This window comes from Bacteroides sp. An269 (assembly GCF_002159755.1).
Classification (GTDB): domain Bacteria; phylum Bacteroidota; class Bacteroidia; order Bacteroidales; family Bacteroidaceae; genus Phocaeicola; species Phocaeicola intestinalis.
On record NZ_NFJG01000081.1, the window covers coordinates 1 to 20,318 of the forward strand.

At 51.4% G+C, this 20,318-nt stretch carries 13 protein-coding genes and 2 pseudogenes; 5 read left to right on the forward strand and 10 right to left on the reverse strand.

The features are described from left to right. Window positions 1–309 precede the first annotated feature (309 nt). Window positions 310–960, reverse strand: a complete 651-nt coding sequence (locus B5F71_RS13640) for a hypothetical protein (RefSeq protein WP_087211272.1) — start codon at window positions 958–960, stop codon at window positions 310–312. 269 nt (window positions 961–1,229) lie between these two features. Here B5F71_RS13640 and B5F71_RS13645 point away from each other — a divergent pair, with 269 nt between their 5' ends. The 4 genes and pseudogenes from B5F71_RS13645 to B5F71_RS13660 form a co-directional block, all read left to right on the forward strand. Then, window positions 1,230–2,570, forward strand: a complete 1,341-nt coding sequence (locus tag B5F71_RS13645) for a DUF3945 domain-containing protein (RefSeq protein WP_087211277.1) — start codon at window positions 1,230–1,232, stop codon at window positions 2,568–2,570. A 26-nt stretch (window positions 2,571–2,596) separates the two neighbouring features. Beyond that, entirely contained in the window at window positions 2,597–4,699 is a 2,103-nt protein-coding gene (gene topB / locus B5F71_RS13650) for a type IA DNA topoisomerase (RefSeq protein ID WP_164488584.1), read from the forward strand. Window positions 4,700–4,841: 142 nt separating this feature from the next. Continuing rightward, a complete protein-coding gene (locus B5F71_RS13655) occupies window positions 4,842–5,306 on the forward strand; it encodes a DUF1896 domain-containing protein (protein ID WP_087211286.1) in 465 nt (154 codons plus the stop codon). Continuing rightward, window positions 5,296–8,754: pseudogene (locus B5F71_RS13660) on the forward strand (N-6 DNA methylase); the annotation flags it as partial. The gene B5F71_RS13655 and the pseudogene B5F71_RS13660, both read left to right, overlap by 11 nt. 146 nt (window positions 8,755–8,900) lie before the next feature. Here the strand turns inward: B5F71_RS13660 and B5F71_RS13665 are convergent. Genes B5F71_RS13665 through B5F71_RS13675 form a run of 3 tightly spaced genes read right to left on the reverse strand, consistent with a single transcriptional unit; the run spans window position 8,901 to window position 12,098 of the window. Continuing rightward, window positions 8,901–9,950 (reverse strand): tyrosine-type recombinase/integrase, encoded by a 1,050-nt coding sequence (locus tag B5F71_RS13665; RefSeq protein WP_087211288.1) that lies wholly within the window; start codon window positions 9,948–9,950, stop codon window positions 8,901–8,903. 16 nt (window positions 9,951–9,966) lie between these two features. After that, window positions 9,967–10,890 (reverse strand): tyrosine-type recombinase/integrase, encoded by a 924-nt coding sequence (locus B5F71_RS13670; RefSeq protein ID WP_087211291.1) that lies wholly within the window; start codon window positions 10,888–10,890, stop codon window positions 9,967–9,969. Beyond that, the gene (locus B5F71_RS13675) at window positions 10,887–12,098 is read right to left on the reverse strand and encodes a tyrosine-type recombinase/integrase (protein WP_087211294.1); all 1,212 of its coding nucleotides are present in this window, start codon (window positions 12,096–12,098) and stop codon (window positions 10,887–10,889) included. Before B5F71_RS13675 ends, B5F71_RS13670 begins: the two co-directional genes overlap by 4 nt. Window positions 12,099–12,245: 147 nt before the next feature. Between B5F71_RS13675 and B5F71_RS13680 the strand changes: the two are divergent. After that, window positions 12,246–14,507 (forward strand): annotated as a pseudogene (locus B5F71_RS13680) (helicase-related protein); the annotation flags it as partial. A gap of 98 nt (window positions 14,508–14,605) precedes the next feature. Here the strand turns inward: B5F71_RS13680 and B5F71_RS20690 are convergent. The 6 genes from B5F71_RS20690 to B5F71_RS13705 all read right to left on the reverse strand — a co-directional run bounded on the left by B5F71_RS20690 (window position 14,606) and on the right by B5F71_RS13705 (window position 19,485). Continuing rightward, window positions 14,606–14,761, reverse strand: a complete 156-nt coding sequence (locus B5F71_RS20690) for a hypothetical protein (protein ID WP_164488585.1) — start codon at window positions 14,759–14,761, stop codon at window positions 14,606–14,608. Between the two features lie 20 nt (window positions 14,762–14,781). Beyond that, on the reverse strand, window positions 14,782–15,741 hold the full coding sequence (locus B5F71_RS13685) for a nucleotidyl transferase AbiEii/AbiGii toxin family protein (protein ID WP_072545380.1): 960 nt from the start codon (window positions 15,739–15,741) through the stop codon (window positions 14,782–14,784). Continuing rightward, a complete protein-coding gene (locus B5F71_RS13690) occupies window positions 15,738–16,463 on the reverse strand; it encodes a DUF6088 family protein (protein WP_072545381.1) in 726 nt (241 codons plus the stop codon). The genes B5F71_RS13685 and B5F71_RS13690 overlap by 4 nt, the downstream gene beginning before the upstream one ends. A gap of 194 nt (window positions 16,464–16,657) precedes the next feature. After that, window positions 16,658–17,071, reverse strand: coding sequence for a helix-turn-helix domain-containing protein (locus tag B5F71_RS13695; RefSeq protein WP_072545382.1), 414 nt, complete (start codon window positions 17,069–17,071; stop codon window positions 16,658–16,660). Between the two features lie 19 nt (window positions 17,072–17,090). After that, complete coding sequence (locus B5F71_RS13700) at window positions 17,091–19,133, reverse strand: bifunctional DNA primase/helicase (RefSeq protein ID WP_087211297.1); 2,043 nt, start codon at window positions 19,131–19,133, stop codon at window positions 17,091–17,093. Beyond that, entirely contained in the window at window positions 19,126–19,485 is a 360-nt protein-coding gene (locus B5F71_RS13705; RefSeq protein WP_072545384.1) for a helix-turn-helix domain-containing protein, read from the reverse strand. The genes B5F71_RS13700 and B5F71_RS13705 overlap by 8 nt, the downstream gene beginning before the upstream one ends. Window positions 19,486–20,318: the final 833 nt, after the last annotated feature.

Genomic DNA, 20,318 nt, shown 5'->3' on the forward strand with positions numbered 1-20,318 from the left:
CTACTCCATAAAGCAGAAATACAAGACTTAATACACTCGGAACATTCCATGAATACATACTTGTGTCCATCCATCGAGTTAAGCGTTCTGTCTTATACCATAAATATCCTAATACTCTGTGAACTATATTCATATATTGCTATTACTTATAATGCCATACGGGGCATATATCTAACCTCCATGCTCCAAAGATACGAAAAGAATCGGAGAAACAAACCAAATGGTTTGGAAAAGTGCGCTAATCCATAAATCACAATAGACAATCCCATATAGACAAATGCCACCTTTTTTACAAAGCTACACGGTAAATCATTCTTGTTTCAGGAAATCAAGGTCGAAAAAATAGTCCTTTTTATTTCGGGGATTGACATAAATGATTCCGCTTTTATGCAAGGCAAGAAAAACGCCCAAACTGCACTTGTCCATCAGGATGGGGTCGCTGAAAAACTGCGTCCGTTTCCCCTTGTAATCCAAAGTTGCTTTTACGATGCAATAGCAGCGTTCATAAGAAAGCGGTTCATGCATCCGGTCTGGATTCATAAGTGCTTCGCTGGCATTCATTTCCTGACTGCGCCATGATTGGTAGGGCAAATCCGGTTCATCCAGTGAAGCAGGTGCATGTAAACGTGTTTTTAACGAATAAGCGGGAATGTCCATCCGGGTATAATGGACGGTTCGTTTGTTTTCGGAAATTTTGCAACTGTTCAAATCCACTTCCAGCGCAACGCCTTTGGAACGAAGCCATTCCTTGTGTTTCTTTTTGTTGTCCTCTTCCCGCCTTTGGCTTCTCCGCATATTCCAGTACATAATGGCAAACGGAATCACCGCAAGGCTTCCGGTCACCAACATATAGCCGTATTTCCCCATGTCCAAGAATATATAGGTTTGAATTATCAACAGAAACTCTATGGCTATTCCGATGTAGGAAAGGCATCCTAAAATATTGCTTTTAATGTTCATGGCCGTATCTTATTGCTAATGGTAAATAACCTGCCCGGTATTCAGCACACCGTCAGGCACATATCTAATCCCACTGCCCCAAAGATACGAAAAGAATCGGAAGGGCAAACCGGGTGGTCGGATGTTTTTTCAAAAGAAGCGGGCGGACACTTCACGCCACCCCATAGCCACTTGCCTCCCGTCCGCCGATTTCCCATTGCCCGGCAAGGCAGCCCGTTTACTTTCGTGCCGCAATCAATTTATTGTTTCACGATTTAATTCATTTGTATATGGACAACCTCAAGGACATGAAAGACGAAGTGCTGGTAATGACCAACGCTTCCGACGGCAACAAGCCCCATGTGGTAGAGCGCATCGAACAGGACGGCTCATTGAAGACCCAGCCGCTGGCAAAGGCCAAGCCCGACGGCGATTTCCTGAAAATCGACCGCAGCGAATCCATCCTCGAAGCCTTCTTCTCCAATTTCAAACGGCAGTTTGACAACCCGTCCGACTTCCGTTTCTACCACATCCCGGCGGAACTGCTCGCTGCCGCCAAGGATATGGCGGACTTGTTCCGCAAGCCGGAAGAGAACGCGGCCATGATTGACGGGTACAGGTTAGACCCGGAACAGCACGTGCGGAAACAGGACTTGCGGCAGGCTCCCGCCACCGAAGAACCCGCCCCGCAGCAATCCACGAAGTGGAGCATGGAGCAGGTGGACTGGCAGCAGCTCGCACGCATGGGCATCACGCCCGAATCGTTGGGCGAAATCGGTACGGCACGGTTGCTCAACGGGCATGAATCCGCCGTACTGGACATCAAGACCAGTTTCGAGGGCATCAGCCTCGAAACGCCTGCCTGCATCCGGCTGGTGGAATCGCCCGACGGGAAACCCGTGCTCAACATCGAGTGCTGCAGGCAACGCCCGGAACTGGGCGAATACATGGGCACTGAACTTCCTCAGGAGGTGCAGGACAGCTTGCTCAAAACACACAATGCCGGACGTCCTATCGACATCCGCCAGCCCGATGGCACGGTAGAAACCTGCCTTCTTTCCTTCAACCCCAAGACCAACCGCCTGCACCACCTTCCCATTCAGGATATGAAGCAGGTGCGCGAAATCAACGGGGTCGCGCTGACCGAAGACCAGGGACTACGGCTGATGAACGGCGAGTCCGTACTGGTCGAGGGCATGTGGTCTGAGCGAAGGCAGAAACATTACGACGCACGCCTCCAGTACAACGTCTGCAAGGGCGGCTTCGATTACGACTTCCGGGGGCTGAACCGCAAGGTGGAGCAGGGGCAGAGCCAGAGCGGACAGCGCGAAATCATCATTCCGCAGAAGCTGAAAGGGGTGGAACTGACCCAAGAGCAGAAAGATGCGTTGAAAGCAGGCAAGGCGGCGTATGTCAAGGGCATGTCCGACGGTGGCGGGGGCACGTTCAATGCCTACGTGCGCCCCAACTACGAGAAGATGAAGTTCGACTTCTTCCGCTGGAATCCCGACAAGAGCAAGAAGCAGTCGCAAGGTCAGGCAGAAACACAGGCACAAAAGCCTGCACAGGCCGCCACGCAGAACCGCCGTGTCCGGAAGTCCGAGAAGAAAGGTGCCGGCGTATCGCTTTGAGTATTCACCTATAATAACTAATGTATATGAAGAATGTTATCATCGCAGAAAAGCCGTCGGTGGCGCAAAGCATCGCGGCGATTGTAGGAGCCGGACAGCGGAAGGACGGCTATCTGGAAGGCAACGGCTATGCCGTAACATGGGCTTTCGGGCATCTGGTCGGGCTGGCCATGCCCGAAGCCTACGGGTTTGCCGGTTTCCGGCAGGAGAACCTGCCCATACTGCCAGCCCAATTCACGCTCATCCCCCGCCAGAAGCGTGAGGGGAAGGAATACAAGGACGACCCCGGCGTAGTGCGCCAGTTGAACATCATCAAAGGACTGTTTGAGGGTGGCGACCGCATCATCGTGGCGACTGATGCCGGACGCGAAGGGGAGCTGATATTCAGATATATCTACCATTATTTAGGCTGCACCAAACCGTTTGTCCGCCTGTGGATAAGCAGCCTGACCGACAAGGCCATCCGCGAAGGGATGGAACGGTTGCTGCCGGGCAGCAATTATGATAATCTCTATCTTTCCGCCAAGGCACGCAGCGAAGCGGACTGGCTCATCGGCATCAACGGCTCGCAGGCGCTCAGCCTTGCCGCCGGGCGGGGCGTGTTCTCGCTCGGACGGGTACAGACACCCACATTGGCCATGATTTGCTCCCGTTATCTGGAGAACAAGTCGTTTGCCCCGAAGAAGTACATGCAGATACGCATCACGGTGGAGAAGGATGGCATTGCGTTCCATGCCACAGCGGAACAGCGTTACGAGGACAAGACCGCCGCAGACAGTGCGTTGGGCGAAATGAAAGCGTGCGGCACGCTCCGCATAACAGCACTTGCCCGGCGGGAGGTCAAAGAAGAACCTCCGCTGCTCTATGACCTGACCGCCCTTCAGCGGGATGCCAACACCCGGCTGGACTTCTCCGCCGACCGCACGCTCTCCCTTGCGCAAAGCCTGTACGAGAAAAAGGTGCTGAGCTATCCGCGCACTGGCAGCCGGTACATTTCCGAAGACGTGTTCGACGAAATCCCCTCGCGCATCGCCCTCTTGCGGCAACATCCGCGTTTCGGGCAGTATGCCGCGTCGCTTTCCGGCGCACCGCTCAACCGCCGCAGCGTGGACGGAGGGAAAGTGACCGACCACCATGCGCTGATTGTAACCGAAAACCTGCCCTCCGGCCTTTCCAAAGACGAACAGGCCATCTACGACATGGTCGCCGCCCGTCTGCTCGAAGCCTTTTCCGCCCCCTGCATCAAGGAGGTGACGGAAATCCATGCGGCGGTGGGCAGCAGCGAAGCGCAGGCCAAAGGCACGGTGGTCAAGTCCGCCGGATGGCGTGCCGTGCGCGGCGAAAAGGAAGAGGACGACGGCGGGGGTATGGCACTCCCAAATCTGGAACAGGACGAGACGCTCCCGGTAAAGGCACTCGAAGCGGTAGAGCGGCAGACCAAACCCAAGCCGCTGCATACCGAAAGCTCGCTGCTCTCGGCGATGGAGCATTGCGGCCGGGAGATTGACGACGAGCAGCTACGGGCGAGCATCCGCGAGACGGGCATCGGAACCCCTGCCACCCGTGCTGCCGTCATCGAAACGCTGTTCGCACGCGGTTATATCCGGAGGGAGAAGAAAAGCCTCGTGCCCACCGACAAAGGCATGGCGGTCTATGAAACGGTGAAGGACAAGAAGATTGCCAACGTGGAAATGACCGCCGCATGGGAGGACACGCTGGCACGCATCGAATCGGGCGAGGCCGATGCTGCCGCCTTCCGGCGCGACATCGAGGCATATACCGCACAGATTGTAACCGAACTGTTGGAAACCAAAGTGTCCGTAGCGCCTTCGGAAAGCGAATACCCGTGTCCCAAATGCCGGAACAGCCGGGTGCTGTTCTTCCCCAAGGTCGTCAAATGCGCCGATGTGGACTGTGGCTTTACCCTCTTCCGTAACAAGGGCGGCAAGGAACTGTCGGACAAACAGCTTGCCGAACTCCTGACCAAAGGCAGAACCGGTGTTATCAAAGGTTTCAGAAGCAGGGATGGCAAGGCTTTCGACGCTTCATTGGTATTGCGCCCCGACTTCTCGGTGGGATACGAGTTCGCCGACAAGAAACCATCCAAAGGCAAATCTTCCAAGAAATGACCCTCCCGACATCAACTCGGACTTGAAGCGGGATGAGGTCGGACTTGATGTGCCATGAAGTCCGGCTTGATGCTACATCAGGTACGGCTTCATCCTATACAGGCATAAAATGTATTTTGTAACACGAATAAAAAGAAGAATCATGAATCCGAACAAACCGAATATCCTGACTCCGGCGGTAGAGCCGGACGAACTTTCCTATTACCGCCTTACCCTGTTGTCCTACCTCCGCGAATCGCATCCCGAACGGGCTGCCGACGATGCTTTTATCCGTGCACGTGCCGACCTTGCCGCCGAAGCATTCAGCAATGCTGTCCAGTCGGGCATGGATTATGACGAAGCCGTCAGACAAGCGGACGAGGTGCTGTTTAACGGGTTGCACTTTTCCCGGCTCGACACGCTCATCACCGTGTTGTGGAACGAGTTTGCCGACGAAGTGCCCGCAGGCCGCGCCCGCGAGGTGGCTCTCCAGCTCCTGCCCGAATGCGGCAGGGTGTTCAGCGGTTACGACCTGAGCGACGGTTTTGAGTTTACCCCCGACTTCGACCGGCTGTGCGGGGAACTGGCCGGTGTAATCTCAATCTGGCTCGAAGAAAATGGCATATAACAAGAAGGCACATCTTAGGGACAACATCGAGGCCATCCGCCTGATGTTCCGTCTGGAACGGGAGAGGCGTGCCGCCACCCCGGAGGAGCAGGCGGTATTGGCCGCCTATTCCGGTTTCGGGGGCATCAAGGCGGTGCTGGCCCCTTTCGGCAAGCTCACCGACATCCTCCGCTGGACGCAGAGCGACCGCGAACTCTTTCCCCTTGTGTCGGAACTGCATGGCGTGCTCCGCGAGGGGGCGACGGATGAACGGGAATACAAACGGCTGGTGGACAGTGTGAAGGCATCCACCTTTACCGCGTTCTATACACCGCCGGAAATCATCGGCGCACTGGCATCCTCATTAAGTGAGCATGGCGTGTCGCCGCACCGCTTCCTTGACCCGTCATCGGGCACGGGTAACTTCATCACCGCTTTCCAATCGCATCTTTTCACGGCCACCGCCCAGCCCGAAATGGCGGCATACGAAAAAGATTTGCTGACCGGGCGTATCCTCCGGCAGCTTCAGCCCGGTACGGATGTCCGTGTGCAAGGCTTCGAGGAGCTTCCCCCGCAGGACAACGGGCGGTTCGACGTGGCGGCGAGCAACATCCCCTTCGGCGACATCCGCGTATTTGACCCGTTGATGGACGATGGTACGGCACGGCGTTTCGCGCTCGGTTCCCTGCACAACTATTTCTTCGTCAAGGGGCTGGATGCCGTGCGCGAGGGCGGCATCGTGGCTTTCATCACCTCACAAGGGGTGATGAACTCCGCGATGGGCACTCCCGTGCGCCAATATCTGATGGAAAGGGCGCGGCTCCTGTCCGCCATCCGCCTGCCCAACAATCTCTTTACCGACTATGCCGGTACGGAGGTGGGCAGCGACCTCATTGTGTTGCAGAAGGACACGGCATCCGGAAGGGAATACACCGGCCTTGAAAAAGCCTTCGTGGAAGTCAGCACGCAGGCCGACGGCACAACCCAGAATGAATACTTCGAGCGTACCGCCGCCATTGTCCATACGCGCGGCCATGTGGGAACCGACCCTTACGGCAAACCGGCACGCGTCTTCCTGCATGACGGGGGCATGGATGCCATCGCCGCAGACCTGAAATGGATGCTGGACAAGAACCTGTCGGAAAACCTCGACCTTGACCTTTATCTCCGCTTCTCGCCGGTGCGCGAGTTGCGCGAACTGGCGGAAGTACGGGCGGAAAGTCTTCAGGAACGCATTGCACAGGTGCGGGCGTTATCCATGCCGGAACAGCAGCGTGTCGCGACGGAAACGCCGGAGGCGGTTATGGAAGAACCGCCCATTGTCCGCTCTGAACCGGAGAAACCCGTCACGCAGGAGCCACTGATGTCCCTGTACGACCTTTTCGGCTTCACACAGGAGGAACGGCAGGCGTTCAGCACCGGACGGAAGCCCAAGCGGAAGAAGAAGCAGGACACCCCGCAGCTCTCCCTGTTCGACATCGTGGAACCGCTCAGCGGCCAGTCCGTACCCGGCAAAGGGGATGCCATTGCCGCATCGCCCGCAGAAAAGCCGGCCCGGACTGCACAGCCCGAACCGGCAGCCGCACCCCAAGCCCCGTCGGAAGAAGAACTCCGGGAACGGGAGCGCCGCCGGGCGGAGGAAGAGGCCGCACGGCAGGAGCGCATGAAGCCACGCCCCTTCACCGGTGAAAGACTGGAACACTACCGGAACGGCTCACTGGTGGATATGGACGGACAGATTGGCTACCTCTCAGGCATGGATAAGGGAATCCCCGTGTTCCATCCGCTGGAACTGCCCGCCCGCCAGCAGCAGCGTGCCGCATCCTACATTGAACTTCGCGACACCTACCACCGCCTGTACAACGACGAAGCGGAACACCGGCAGGAGAACGGGGAACTGCGTGCGGGCCTGAACGGGCTGTACGACGGCTTTGTCCGTCAGTTCGGCAACCTGAACGACAAGAAGAACATTGACCTGTTCCGCATGGATGCCGATAACCGGGAAATCCTCGCCTTGGAGCGTTACACCGACGGCAAGGCGGTCAAGGCCGACATCTTTGACCATCCCGTGTCGTACAACGTGAACGAGATTACCCACACCGACGATGTGCATGAAGCATTGGCGGCCTCGCTCAACAAATATGGCGAGGCAAACATGGAATATATGGAATCGCTCACCGACAAGCCGCAGGCACAATTGCTGGATGAACTGCGCGGCAGGGTATTCTACAACCCGCTGGCGAAGCGTTTCGAGATTGCCGACCGCTTCATCGCGGGCAATGTCGTGGCAAAGGCGGAGTATATCGGGGAATACTTGCAGACACATCCCGACGATGCCGAATCGCGCGTTTCGCTTGAAGCATTGCGTAAGGCGGCACCGGTACCCATTCCTTTTGAGGAACTGGACTTCAACTTCGGCGAACGCTGGATACCGGCTGCCGTGTACAGCCGCTATGCCTCATGGCTGTTCGACACCGACGTGTCCGTCCGCTACAACGCCAGCGCGGACGAGTACAATATCCGTGCCTCCGAACTCAGCCCGCGTATCTATAACCAGTACGCAGTCCGTTCCGAAACGCGCCTGTTCAACGGCGTGGCCCTCATGCGCCACGCCATCCACAACACCACGCCCAACATCACCAAGACCGTCACGGACAAGGACGGCAAGGACATCAAGGTGCGCGACCCCGAAGCCACGCAACTGGCCAACAGCAAGATTGACGAGATACGTGAAGGCTTCTCCGACTGGCTTATGGAGCAGTCGCCGGAGTTCAAGAAGAAGCTGGAGGACATGTACAACCGCAAGTTCAACTGCTTCGTGCGCCCCAAGTTCGACGGCAGCCACCAGACCTTTCCTGACCTTGACTTGAAAGGGTTGGGCATCAAGGATTTGTATCCATCTCAGAAAGACTGTATCTGGATGCTGAAGATGAACGGCGGCGGCATCGCTGACCATGAGGTGGGTGGCGGCAAGACGCTGATAATGTGCGTCGCCGCCTACGAGATGAAGCGGCTCGGATTGGCGCACAAGCCGCTCATTACCGGCCTGAAGGCGAACATCCACGAGATTGCGCAGACCTTCCGCACCGCCTATCCCCATGCCAAGATACTCTATCCGGGCAAGGAGGACTTCACGCCCGACCGCCGCGTGGAAATCTTCAACCAGATGAAGAACAACGACTGGGATGCCATCATCCTCTCGCACGAGCAGTTCGGCATGATACCGCAGTCGCCCGAAATCCAGCGCGACATCTTGCAGCAGGAACTGGACAGCGTGGAGGAAAACTTGGAAGTCTTGCACCAGTTAGGCAGCGAGGTAACCAATGCCCAACTCAAGGGCGCGGAAAAGCGCAAGATGAACTTGGAGGTCAAGCTCAAGGAGCTGACGCACGAGATAGAAACCCGCAAGGATGATGTGGCGGACTTCAAGCGCATGGGCATCGACCACATCTTTATCGATGAGAGCCATTATCATAACTTTTAGGAATTTCATAAATTTTCCATTATGATATTGATTTTCATTTTATTATATCTTATATAGTTCTGATTATTTATTGAGCGAATTGTTCTTAAGTGAGGCATTGTACTTATTACAAACACAACACCTCACATTTCTCATTTATATAAACCTAAGAAAGCTTCAAGTTCCATTTTACCTTTTGCCGATTTCCATTTCTTACCAACGATTCTCTGGTTTTCATCCTCAAGCGTTTCCAAAGCTTTTTCCTCTTGTTCAGTAGTTATGTCAAGATATACCATTGTTGTTTGGATATTCTCATGCCCAAGCAGATAAGAGATTTGGGCAATGTTCATACCGTTTTCAAGCCAATGGGATGCTTTGGCGTGTCTAAACTGATGAGCATGTAGGTCCAAAGGAACGTCACTGCATTTGTCATGTGCCATCTTTGCGTACCTTTTCAGCATCTTATTAACATTTTCCGCAGACATGGGTGTGTATATACCTTTGCTTTTTGAATTGAAGAGTAACGCTTCAGCATTGTCAGGATTAGGATGATATTCGGTAAGGTATTTCTTCAAATATTGCACAGGTTTTGCCAGAAGAGGTATTGGGCGTTTCTTTCGTCCCTTTCCTATGACAATCATGTGAGGCTTTGAACAGTCCATAGTAATATTGTGAATCTTCAACGTCAAAAGTTCATTGATACGCACAGCAGTCGAATACAGAAGGAGCATAAGCATGTAATCACGAAAACCAATAGCAGTTCTTTGGTTTGGCATGGATAGAAGCGTGTCAACAGCCAATTTACTGATACCGACTACTTTCCTTTTGGGAGTTTTTTCGTTCGGCACATTCTCTGCCTGAAGGAACACTGAAACGAATGATATATCACAATCCGACAAGTATTTTAGGAAGGCGCGCAAGGCGGATAATCTTACATTACAGGTCGCCGGGCTACAATTTCGATTTTTTTTCATCCAAACAATCCAATCCTCAATGTTTTTCTTGCAAAAGCAATTAGCATTCAATGTTTCGGGTGTTATACCTTTTACCGTTCTGAGGAACTCCGCATAAAGCGTCATGGAAATATGATAGTTCCTTTGAGTATGCTTACTGCACGCCTTAATGGAAGGTACATGATATTCAAGCCAGTCATGCAGGCACGCAGCAATCTGCATGGCCTGTGGGTTAATATTCTTTTTCATAATCGTCTTGCGTTAATTATTGATTGATTTCATTGTCGGTACACGCCATTATGTCCGAAATTGCTGGAGTCAAAGAGTAGTAAGCCAATGTGCTTCCAATTTGCCTGTGCCCCATACTCTTACTTAGAGCCAACAATTTGTCGTGTACTGCAAATCCTTGGTGCGTCCAGCTGTTTATGTTCTCTATGGCGTAGTTGTGCCTTAGTTCGTATGGGATTGCGTGGGATGAATTGCAGCTTTGCCACAGTACACGGAAGTGATATGTCACCCATGCTGGAGGGTGCGGCTTGTCATCAGGTGTCGGGAAAAACACCCTGCGGTTCGGCACCAACTCATCCATTCTTCCGTCATAAGTACGCATCAGATCCAGCATTGTATCATGGAGGACAGCATAATGCTGGTCATACCCCTTGCCGCGTTTGATGGAAACCACGCCGTTTTCAAGGTTTACGTCATCGCGTTCCAGCAGGATGGCTTCGGTCGTCCTCATTCCGGAACTATACAGTAAGCGAAAGAACACCGGCAGTGTCATGCGCTGGATAGCCGCGAGCCTGCCACGCCTTGGCTTTATGTTGTCGCAAGCGTCAAAGAAACGTTTCAATTCATCGTGTGTAAAAGGATGCGGTGTATAAGTCCTCGGCACAGATCTTGGCACTTGCGGCAAGCCAATTTTCGTCATTCCACGCTTGTTCATGTATTTGATGAAGTCCAGGACAGGATAGACACGTGACACGCAGGAGTTCGTACATTCAGATGGACGTTGCCTGCACCACCTGTCAACGATTTCTTGGGTAAGTTCGGTTTGTCCCGGATATTCCTTTGCACAAAAATGGTCGAACAGTATTACGTTCTTGACATAGCTATGGCTGTCACGTCCGGAAGCCTTGCGGTATTTTACATATCCTTCTATAGCGTTGGATAGGAATGAAATTGCCTTCATACGTCAAACACCCCCTTTCCTATGGGAAAGTGTTCTATGCTCAATGAACATTCCTTCAGTCTCTTGAATTCCGCACTAAGGTAACGGTCAAGAGAATCTGGGGACGCATGACCGAGGGTGGCACTTATGACAGGTTGCTGTACACCACCTTGTAACAGAGTCGTCGCCACATTGTGGCGGAACAGGTGCAGGCTCTTCCTTTCATTTTTACCTTGTCTTATACCTGCTTTGCACATGACTTTTGAACATATGGCATCGAGATTGCTAGTATGAAGCCTTCTGTATGGAAAGTGTATTGTGAGAAAAACATATGGTTCAGAACTTCGGGGACGTTCTTTGAGCAGGTAATCAAATACAGCGTTCCCTACCACGGCACGGAGTGGCAATGTCAGTGGCTGTCCAGTCTTTACCTGAGTGATTTTTATCAGGTCGTGTTCCCAATCGAAACTGTTAAGCGTGAGTGCAGAGATATCACACCCACGCAATCCAGTATACATGGCCAAGGTTATGATGGCTTTGTCCTGTAGGGATATTGTGCTGTCGTTTTCCAACGTATGCTTGATTGCCGCCAGCTCTAGTTCCGTAAGATATTGAATGTTCTTCCGTTTATTAGGTATGGATGGCAGGTATGCGATTATCCGTTCTACGGATCGGCCATAGTGCGGCAAACAGGCTTTCAATCCATATTCCACCGTGTATTTGCGTGAATGGCTTTTACCCAGTTTCCCGTCTTGGGAGAACAACTCCAGGACTGCATCTTCGGTTATTGATTCAAGCGAGTACATTCTCATTTCTTGCAAATGGAAGAAAAACGAGGATAATGCATATTTCACGTTTGCAGATGATTTGCAACGCTTATCTACAATACGGAAAGCCACATCCGTTATCTTCCTGTATTCCTCCACAAGCAACTCATAATGGTGAGGACTGATGTAATGCTTATGCCCATCAGGCAATATTCCTTTCTCAACATATTGGCGAATGATACGTAGTAGGCGCACCTTATTTCTACAGGTGTACCTATTGGGCCATAATTCTTTTAAGGTTTGTGCAGCCTCGGAGAGACTCGTCCATTTGTAATGGTTGGAATTCTCCGATAGCCACTTGACCATTTTCTTCACATAGTCTATGTACATGGCCGAATAACCAGTATCTTGTAAATAAGAAACAAGACCTTTGACTTTTTCGTTCAGATTAGATATGTCCATAATTGCATATTGTTTGAAAGTTATTCTACAATTATAGACGAAATATTAATCAGAACCTATTGCGATGAAAAGATAATGATTACTAATTGATTAGACTTTTTTACAGGAAGCTCCTAAAAGTTCTGATAATGCGATAAATCCGGAATTTTGGATTTATCTCACCGCTTTAAGAACCTCATGTTCACCACGCGCCACGACCGTGTGGCGGGGCTGGGCAACTCGGAGGGCAGCCAGCGTGCGCTCAACATGCTCTTTGCCATCCGCACCATCCAGCAGCGCACCGGCAAGGACTTGGGAGCCACATTCCTGTCGGGGACGACCATCAGCAACTCACTGACCGAGCTGTACCTCCTGTTCAAATACCTGCGCCCCAACGAACTGGAGCGGCAGGGCATCCGCTCCTTCGACGCATGGGCGGCGGTGTTCGCACGCAAGTCCATTGACTATGAGTTTTCCGTGACCAACGAGATTGTGCAGAAGGAACGCTTCCGCTATTTCATCAAGGTGCCCGAACTCGCCTCGTTCTATTCCGAGATTACCGACTTCCGCACGGCGGAGGACATCGGCATCGACCGCCCGAAGAAGAACGAGATACTGCACAACATCGCGCCCACGCCCGACCAGCAGGAGTTCATCGCCAGGCTCATGGAGTTCGCCAAGACCGGCAACGCCACCGTATTGGGCCGTCCGCCGCTGACCGAGAAGGAAGAAAAGGCCAAGATGCTCATCGCCACCGACTATGCCCGCAAGATGTCGCTCGACATGAGGCTTATCGACCCGCTGAAATATGACGACGACCGCGACAACAAGGCGACCCACTGCGCCGACATGATTGCGCAGTATTACAACCGATATGCCGAACATAAGGGCACGCAGTTCGTGTTCAGCGACTTGGGTACGTACAAGCCTGACCAGTGGAACCCGTACAGCGAAATCAAGCGCAAACTGGTCGAAGACCACGGCATCCCCGAAGACCAGATACGCTTCATTCAGGAAGCCAAGACCGAGAAGAAGCGCAAGGCGATGATTGAGGCGATGAACGAGGGGCGCATCCGTGTGCTGTTCGGCTCCACCGAAATGTTGGGCACGGGTGTCAATGCGCAGAAAAGGTGTGTGGCCATCCATCACTTGGACGCACCGTGGCGCCCAAGCGACCTCCAGCAGCGCGACGGGCGCGGCATCCGCAAGGGCAACGAGGTGGCGAAGCTCTATGCCGATAACAAGGTCGATGTCATCATCTATGCGGTGGAGAAGTCATTGGACAGTTACAAGTTCAACCTGCTCCACAACAAGCAGCTTTTCATCACCCAGCTCAAGCAGAACCGCATGGGCAGCCGCACCATCGACGAGGGCAGTATGGACGAGAAAGGGGGCATGAACTACTCCGAGTATGTCGCCATCCTCTCCGGCAACACTGACCTCTTGGACAAGGCGCGTCTGGAGAAGAAGATTGCCGGACTGGAGGGCGAGCGCAAGGCGTTCCAGCGCGGCAAGGGCGATTCGCGCATCCGGTTGGAGACCCTGTTGGCCAACCAAGCCTCCAACAGCGACATCATCGCGAGGGCGCGGCAGGACATGGCCGACTTCGAGAGCCGCGTGCAGTACGACAAGGACGGCAAGAAGCTCAACCCGCTGAAGATTGACGGGGTAACGGGCAGCGACCCCAAAGTCATTGCCGCCCGACTGCACGAGATAGAGGACAAGGAGCGCACGCACGGCCAGCCGGTTCCCATCGGCTCCCTCTACGGCTTTGAAATCGTGGTCAAGACCGACACCACCGTCAAGGAGGGGCTGGACTTCTGCGAGAACCGCTTCTTCGTGCGCGGCACGGGCAAGCTCCTGTACAACTACAACAACGGACGCTTGGCAGCCGACCCGCAGACCGCCTGCCGGAATTTCATCAACGCCTTTGACAGCATCCCCCGCCTGATAGAGAAATACACGCGGGACAATGCTGACATTGAAAAGGAAATCCCCGTCCTGAAGCAGGTCGTGGATGAAACATGGAAAAAAGAGGATGAGTTGAAGCAACTCAAGGCCGAGCTTGCCACGCTTGACCGCAAGATATTGCTCTCCTTGAAATCCGTCGATGCGCAGGAGGCCAACACTGAAGGGGTAACGGAAATCCGGCCGGAGCCGCAAGCTCCATCGGTGGCGCAACCCGCTCCCTCAATGCCCGGCGACCCTGCCGTCCCGGCAGCATCCGAACCATACGTCCACCGTATGCCCGACTACATGGCACATGCGGCGGAGCGCAAACCGCCGGTGCTGTCAGCCATGCCCAAGACCATCAGCATCAAGGAGCTGATGAGCGCGGGCAAGGAAAAGGTCGTAATCGGCGGCATCCCCCAACCGGAAGACGGCACGGAGAAACCGCAGGACAAACCGAAATGGAAGATGAAGCTGTGAGCGGGGTACACTTAATGAAAAACTTGGCAACTACATATAGTAAGGTGGTTGCCAAGTTTTCTATTTCAAATCTCGCCAATACATTCTTTATATGTTTTTCACCAAAATGTATATTGAGCCTTGAACTTCGCATAAACCTTCTTTGCCGCCTCCCTTTCTTCCTTGCTTTCAGGTTTCAAGTGAGCTATCTTCTCCGCAAAGCGTTTAGCGTCCTTACCGGTAACTACCGGCGTTTCTTTAATCGGTCGAGCCATAAATCCCTGTATGTTGTAAATTATATCTTGTTTTCAATTATCGAAATGAAATCGTGCAATTTCTTTCCAACTTGATTCGCATCAGGTATCCGGCTATATGCCAGATAATTTAATTCCCGTTCATAATATCCGCCCAATTGCTTCCATAGCTCATTGAATGAACCAAGAAGGGGAGATTCTTTAATGGGTGTATGTTTCCATTTTTCCGGTGAGTCAAACATTTGTCGGTCATGCGCCGCCAGTTCTTGCAGGTCTTTAATGAAATCCTGTTCCACATATTCCATACATTCCCTATCGTCAAGCAGAAAATAGATATCATAGAAATGGCGGATTTTCCCGGTTAATCCTTGCACCGGATTATCCATAAAGGAGAAACGGAGCAGCGAAACGACTTTCTCGCACAAGGTGCGCCGTTTGTCCAGAATGTTCAGTTCAAACGGATGCAGGTCATATTCTTCAATGAAAGAGTCCATACCTGTATTTTCAAGGTAGGAAGTGATAAAGCTCTTTATTTGCCGTCTGACATATGGATAAGGATTGGCAAATGAATTTATTTCCACGACTACACGGTTGGCGACAAAATCAAACAACGGGTCATGGACGCTTGCCGGATATTGGTACAAGGCTTTCCGATAACGGGAACCCTTACTTGTCAGTTCAGGCACAACCTGTTCCTGCAAGCCTTGGGTCATTTCTTTGCAGACCTTGGAAATCAAAGTCTTTATCTGATTTCCGCTCAACTTTTGCGTGAGTACAGCCACATCCACATCTTCCGAGAAGCGGTTAATCAATCCGTACCCTTTTGACAAGGATGTGCCGCCCTTGAACACCGTGTTCTCCATATAAACGCTTCGGGAGAGTTGTTGCAATATCTTGCTTATCCAATAGTCTTTTTCGATATAGACCGGTGCTATATGGTAATATTCGGAAGCCGCGCGTATTGCATCTGCTAACAGTTCAGGTTGTTTTTCCAGTATCATTCAATCCTCCATTTCTTTTTATTAGGCAATGTATCTTCATTTATTCCCAATTTATAGACCGTTACTGGATTCAATGAATCCCATAAAGGTTGCGCTTTCGCCATACCGCAATCGTTCTCGATGATGGTTCCCAACAAGGCGCGTACCATTGGCGGATAGGCCTCGGCCAAGGCAACCATCTTTTCCTTCTCCCTCCTGCCAAGTTCTCCTACCAGAAAAGCTATGCGCCTGTATGATGCCTCTATCGTGGTGTCGGGTATTTCCTTGATGAAGCGGATGGCATCCAATAATTGCAGGAGCGGAATATTGTCTTTGGTTATCGGGTTAGGTTGCAGGACAAAGCAGACGGTGAATATATCCCGTTGTTTCTTGTTCCTGCGTTGGTTTGTGCCGATTTGGATGATGTTGGGCACTTGTGTAGTAAGCCCCAACCGATTAAAGACGGAGTAACCGGTCAAATATCCGATGCGCTTTCCGTTCTTTTCCAACAAATCCTTCACCAACTCTTCTTGTCTGGGTTTCAACGTTCCGAACACGCTCTTTTTAGGCTTGTAGAACCGTCCTTTGGATATTTTAGCCAAGTAGCCTTCACCCGCCAGCCGATTCAGCATTTTAATGATGCTTTCGCTCGTTTCGGCAGGCAAGTTTAAGTCCCGGTAGGTAAACACGTAATCGGGCTGAAAATCTTCCAATCGTTTCTGTACTTCCCTTGTGATAATCATAATCCCATGTCCTTGGTTGTCGGTGCAAAGATAAGAAATATTCTTGTTTTTACGACACAAAACTGGAATTTTATTAGAAATGACTCCACCCTGTCCTCCCGACAGAATGAAGCCGGTTGTTTAACTTAAATAGCGGGAACTTCCTGCTTCACAGCGGTAGAGAGTATCCCTGAACGATGAACATCCAAGATGCATTATCCACAATCATCTGAGAGTTCTTTTTCTTCTGTTTCTTTCTCCCCGCCGTTTTCATCCATTTCTTCGGGCATCGGATAAGTTTCCGACAGCTTGTCCTTCCGTGCCTGACGCTTGATTTCGTTCTCGTCGAAGTTGTTGCGGATGAACTCGTGCAGGTCTGATTCCTTGTAATAGGTCTTGTGGTATATTGAATGGAATTTCAATGCCCCGTTGTTCCGGTATCGCTGGAGCGTGCGCTTGCTGATGCGCAGCAGTTGGCACACCTCCTGGTTGTCGTACAGCCGTTCCCCGTTCAGGTAGTTCAGGTGCTTCTGCCGGTTCTCCGCCTTGTCCAGCTTGCGCGATATGCGGTAAAGTTCACCCATGATGCGCTCCATCCACGCCTCAAATTCAGTCTTGTCCACTAACATGGCCGTTCCTCCTGTGCTTTTATACCTCGCCCAGCATGTAGCTGTTCGGGCTGTCGGGTGATTTCACAATGATTTCCTTTTCCCGCATGAAGCGGATGTAGCTCTTGGCCGTGCGTTCCTTCACCTCGAACGCCGCCTGAAGTTCTTCCGAAAGCTCCATGTAGCCGATGAAGCGTTTCCGGCTGAACAGTTCGCGTGCTACCGCCACGAGTTCCTCTTCCTTGCGCCTGTCCTTTTCCTCTTTCGGTTTCTCGCCCAGATAGGCGTGCATCGCCTTCTCCTTGTCCCATGCGAATTGCATGAGCGGTACATCCAGCGGGCTGCCGTCCCGTACTTTCAGGGCTTTCACCACCGAAACGGCGGGCTTCGTGTCCTTTTCGATGGAGAGGATGGCGGCAGCTTTGCGTTGCAGTTCGCTGCCCAAGTGCCCGCGCAGCTTCAGCCCGTTGGGGATGAAGTGCAGCACCGTGACGATGCACGTGTTGTAGATGCCCGCCAGCCGGTAGAGTTCCTCCACGACGGCGATGCTCTCCGCCTCGTCGTTGGCACAGCGTATCAGGTCGGCGATGCCGTCAATGACCACCAGATGGATGCCCCCGTATTGGTAATGGAACTTGTCCATGCTGAGCACAATGGACTTCAGCCGCTCCTTGCGGCTCATCCCCGTCAGGCAGTATGCCTTGAACCACTCCGGCATCGTGTCGCGCCCGCAACGGCGCAGCAGGGTACTTACGTTCTTGTATAGTTGCACCTCGCTCTGTTCGGTGTCATAGAACAGCACCGCCTTGCCTTTCGGGTTCCCTTCAATGGAAACGCCCAGCGTGTCGATGCCCTCCGCGTTTTCCGGTTTCACAGCACCGGCAATCAGGGCGGCCACATAGTTGCTTTTCCCCGTACCCTCCCCGCCGGTGATGCAGAGCAGGTTCCCTTGTGTTCCCAACGGCACATCGTTCACCGATACTATCATTTGTGCCACAGGTGGCGGGTTGTTGAAATCCAACTCGCATGATTTTAATGCTGACATATCTTCCTTGTATAATGAATCCAAATGGTTTAAGAACAATTTCAATAAATCGTCGTGCGTGTGTCCCAACGCAAAATAATCCGTTACATCCTTTTCTTCTTTTGTTCCTGACAGTGGCAGCAAAAGGCGTTTCAATGCAAACGGCTTCAATTCTTCCTGCCGTTTGGCGGAAACTTCCAGACCGGTCTTGTCCATATCATACAGCAGGACAATGTGTTTGAACCGGTAGGAGAGCAGCATCAGCACAGAGGTAGGGATGACCGTCGTTTCCGAATTGAAACAGATGGCATGGAATCCGTTTGCCGCAAGGCTCATCACGTCTTTCTCACCGCCTGTGATAAACAACAAATCCCCTTTGGCGGATAATTGGTCAAGTCCGAAGCAGTAATTGTCGCCCAAATCTCCGGCATAGAGGAAACGCATCTCCGAGCGCGGGCGGTAGATTTTAATGTATTTGTCGCCTACATAGCCATACATCGGTTCCTGTGCCGTTTCAGTCAAGGTATAGCTTTTCCCTTCCTGATTGACGGAACTGAACGAATGCAGAGGCCGTACATTATATTTATTTAATGTATGCTCCGTGATTCTGGATTTGCTCCAAAATATCCGGTCTGTTTCATTGAACGCCCTTGGTACGATATTATACGGGCGTATTTTCTTTATCACCTGTTCCGGCGTGGGCGGACAAACTACCTGAACGGAAGATGTGTCCACACAATTTTCGTAACCGTCTGCCAACCCCAAATGCAGGTCATGGTCAATGATGCGCATGATTTCAACGAAATCCTTCGCGTTCCTGCAACTCAGCCCCGTCATTGTCCCTACCAACTCGAAGCAGTCCCCGGAATATTCCTCATTGCCGAAATCCTTCATCTTATACACCGAATGCCGCCGGTCATAATATACGTTGCACGATGCCTTCGTATCCTTATATAAAGGATTCAGGAACTTCTTACCGATGCGGAACGGCACGGGCAGGTAGTGTCTGAACACCGAAAGCCCCCTGTCCGTCGCCTGCAAAATATCCTCCTTATTCATTGTCTTCGTCCTTTGTTATATCCAACAACCGGTTCTTCTTGTAAACGTCTATCAGGTGCGGTTCACACGTGATAACCTTTTCCCGTACCTTTTTCTCTATTTCTGAGAGCTTGTACAGGCACTTGCGGCGGAACACCGAATACTCTACCAGTCCGTCGCTCCTTAACCGTTGCAGGGTGCGTGTGCTGATATGGAGCATATCGGCCACTTCTTGACTGTCCAGCCATACATCGTTGTCAAAGTCGCAATCCTGCAACTTGTGTTCATTCTTGGTAATGAACTCAGCGATTTTCGCTATTTGCCCCATCATCTTTTGATAGGCGGCACTTTCCATTACGATAACTTCTGTCATAATCCTAATTATTGAAATGTTTGCCGCAAAGTTCCCGATAAGTCAAAATCCGCATGGTATACTATACGTGTACTACACCATAATTTTTTTGTTCCTGCATTTTTTTTGCGGGAAAATGCGAGGTCAATCCGTTTCGGTCAGGAGTAAGGTTAATAGGTTCAAAATTAGTTCAGTGCAAGGTGCAAGCCTATTTATATATATAGGCTCGCACCTTGCACTTGAAAAAAGGCTGAAAAAAAATATTGTCAAGAACTTGCATGTTTCAAAAATGTGTAGTACTTTTGCACTCGCAATCGAAAGGTGACACGGTGGTGTCATAAGCTACGAAAATTGACAAGATGAAATCGTAACCAAGTCGTAACCATCAAATTTTAGGTTACGCATAAGTTACTGATTAAAAAGATATTATAAGCGGCAGGTACGATTACCGTACGCACCGCAATAAACATTGAAAATCAATGTTTTGCAAAACAAGCACCCGATTTTACTCCCAAGAATGTAAAGTCGGGTGTTTTTTGTATTATTCAGGAAAAACACCGAGCGAAAAATCACTTGATTTTTGTAACATTCTACATGGTTTCGTATCTAAACCGCGTATAATAAGAAAACGCAATCACAAGTTCTACGACTTTATGAGGTACATTGAAAGTCATAGGGAACAGCTATTAGAATAGGTATTGTCTTTGGGACAAACACATAAAAAGACAGATACATTCTCATTTACTGTAAGCATTCGATAAACTACAAGTTTTAAACCTTTATATACAACAATAGCGACTGTCACTATGAACCTAATAGTTTCAGTCGCTATTATTTTGTTGAACCTATATGTT

Excerpts from the sequence above, each read along its gene's own strand:
- B5F71_RS13640 (WP_087211272.1), bottom strand. The coding sequence starts at position 960 with ATGAACATTAAAAGCAATATTTTAGGATGCCTTTCCTACATCGGAATA.
- B5F71_RS13645 (WP_087211277.1), top strand. The coding sequence starts at position 1,230 with ATGGACAACCTCAAGGACATGAAAGACGAAGTGCTGGTAATGACCAAC.
- topB (WP_164488584.1), top strand. The coding sequence starts at position 2,597 with ATGAAGAATGTTATCATCGCAGAAAAGCCGTCGGTGGCGCAAAGCATC.
- B5F71_RS13655 (WP_087211286.1), top strand. The coding sequence starts at position 4,842 with ATGAATCCGAACAAACCGAATATCCTGACTCCGGCGGTAGAGCCGGAC.
- B5F71_RS13665 (WP_087211288.1), bottom strand. The coding sequence starts at position 9,950 with ATGAAAAAGAATATTAACCCACAGGCCATGCAGATTGCTGCGTGCCTG.
- B5F71_RS13670 (WP_087211291.1), bottom strand. The coding sequence starts at position 10,890 with ATGAAGGCAATTTCATTCCTATCCAACGCTATAGAAGGATATGTAAAA.
- B5F71_RS13675 (WP_087211294.1), bottom strand. The coding sequence starts at position 12,098 with ATGGACATATCTAATCTGAACGAAAAAGTCAAAGGTCTTGTTTCTTAT.
- B5F71_RS20690 (WP_164488585.1), bottom strand. The coding sequence starts at position 14,761 with ATGGCTCGACCGATTAAAGAAACGCCGGTAGTTACCGGTAAGGACGCT.
- B5F71_RS13685 (WP_072545380.1), bottom strand. The coding sequence starts at position 15,741 with ATGATACTGGAAAAACAACCTGAACTGTTAGCAGATGCAATACGCGCG.
- B5F71_RS13690 (WP_072545381.1), bottom strand. The coding sequence starts at position 16,463 with ATGATTATCACAAGGGAAGTACAGAAACGATTGGAAGATTTTCAGCCC.
- B5F71_RS13695 (WP_072545382.1), bottom strand. The coding sequence starts at position 17,071 with ATGTTAGTGGACAAGACTGAATTTGAGGCGTGGATGGAGCGCATCATG.
- B5F71_RS13700 (WP_087211297.1), bottom strand. The coding sequence starts at position 19,133 with ATGAATAAGGAGGATATTTTGCAGGCGACGGACAGGGGGCTTTCGGTG.
- B5F71_RS13705 (WP_072545384.1), bottom strand. The coding sequence starts at position 19,485 with ATGACAGAAGTTATCGTAATGGAAAGTGCCGCCTATCAAAAGATGATG.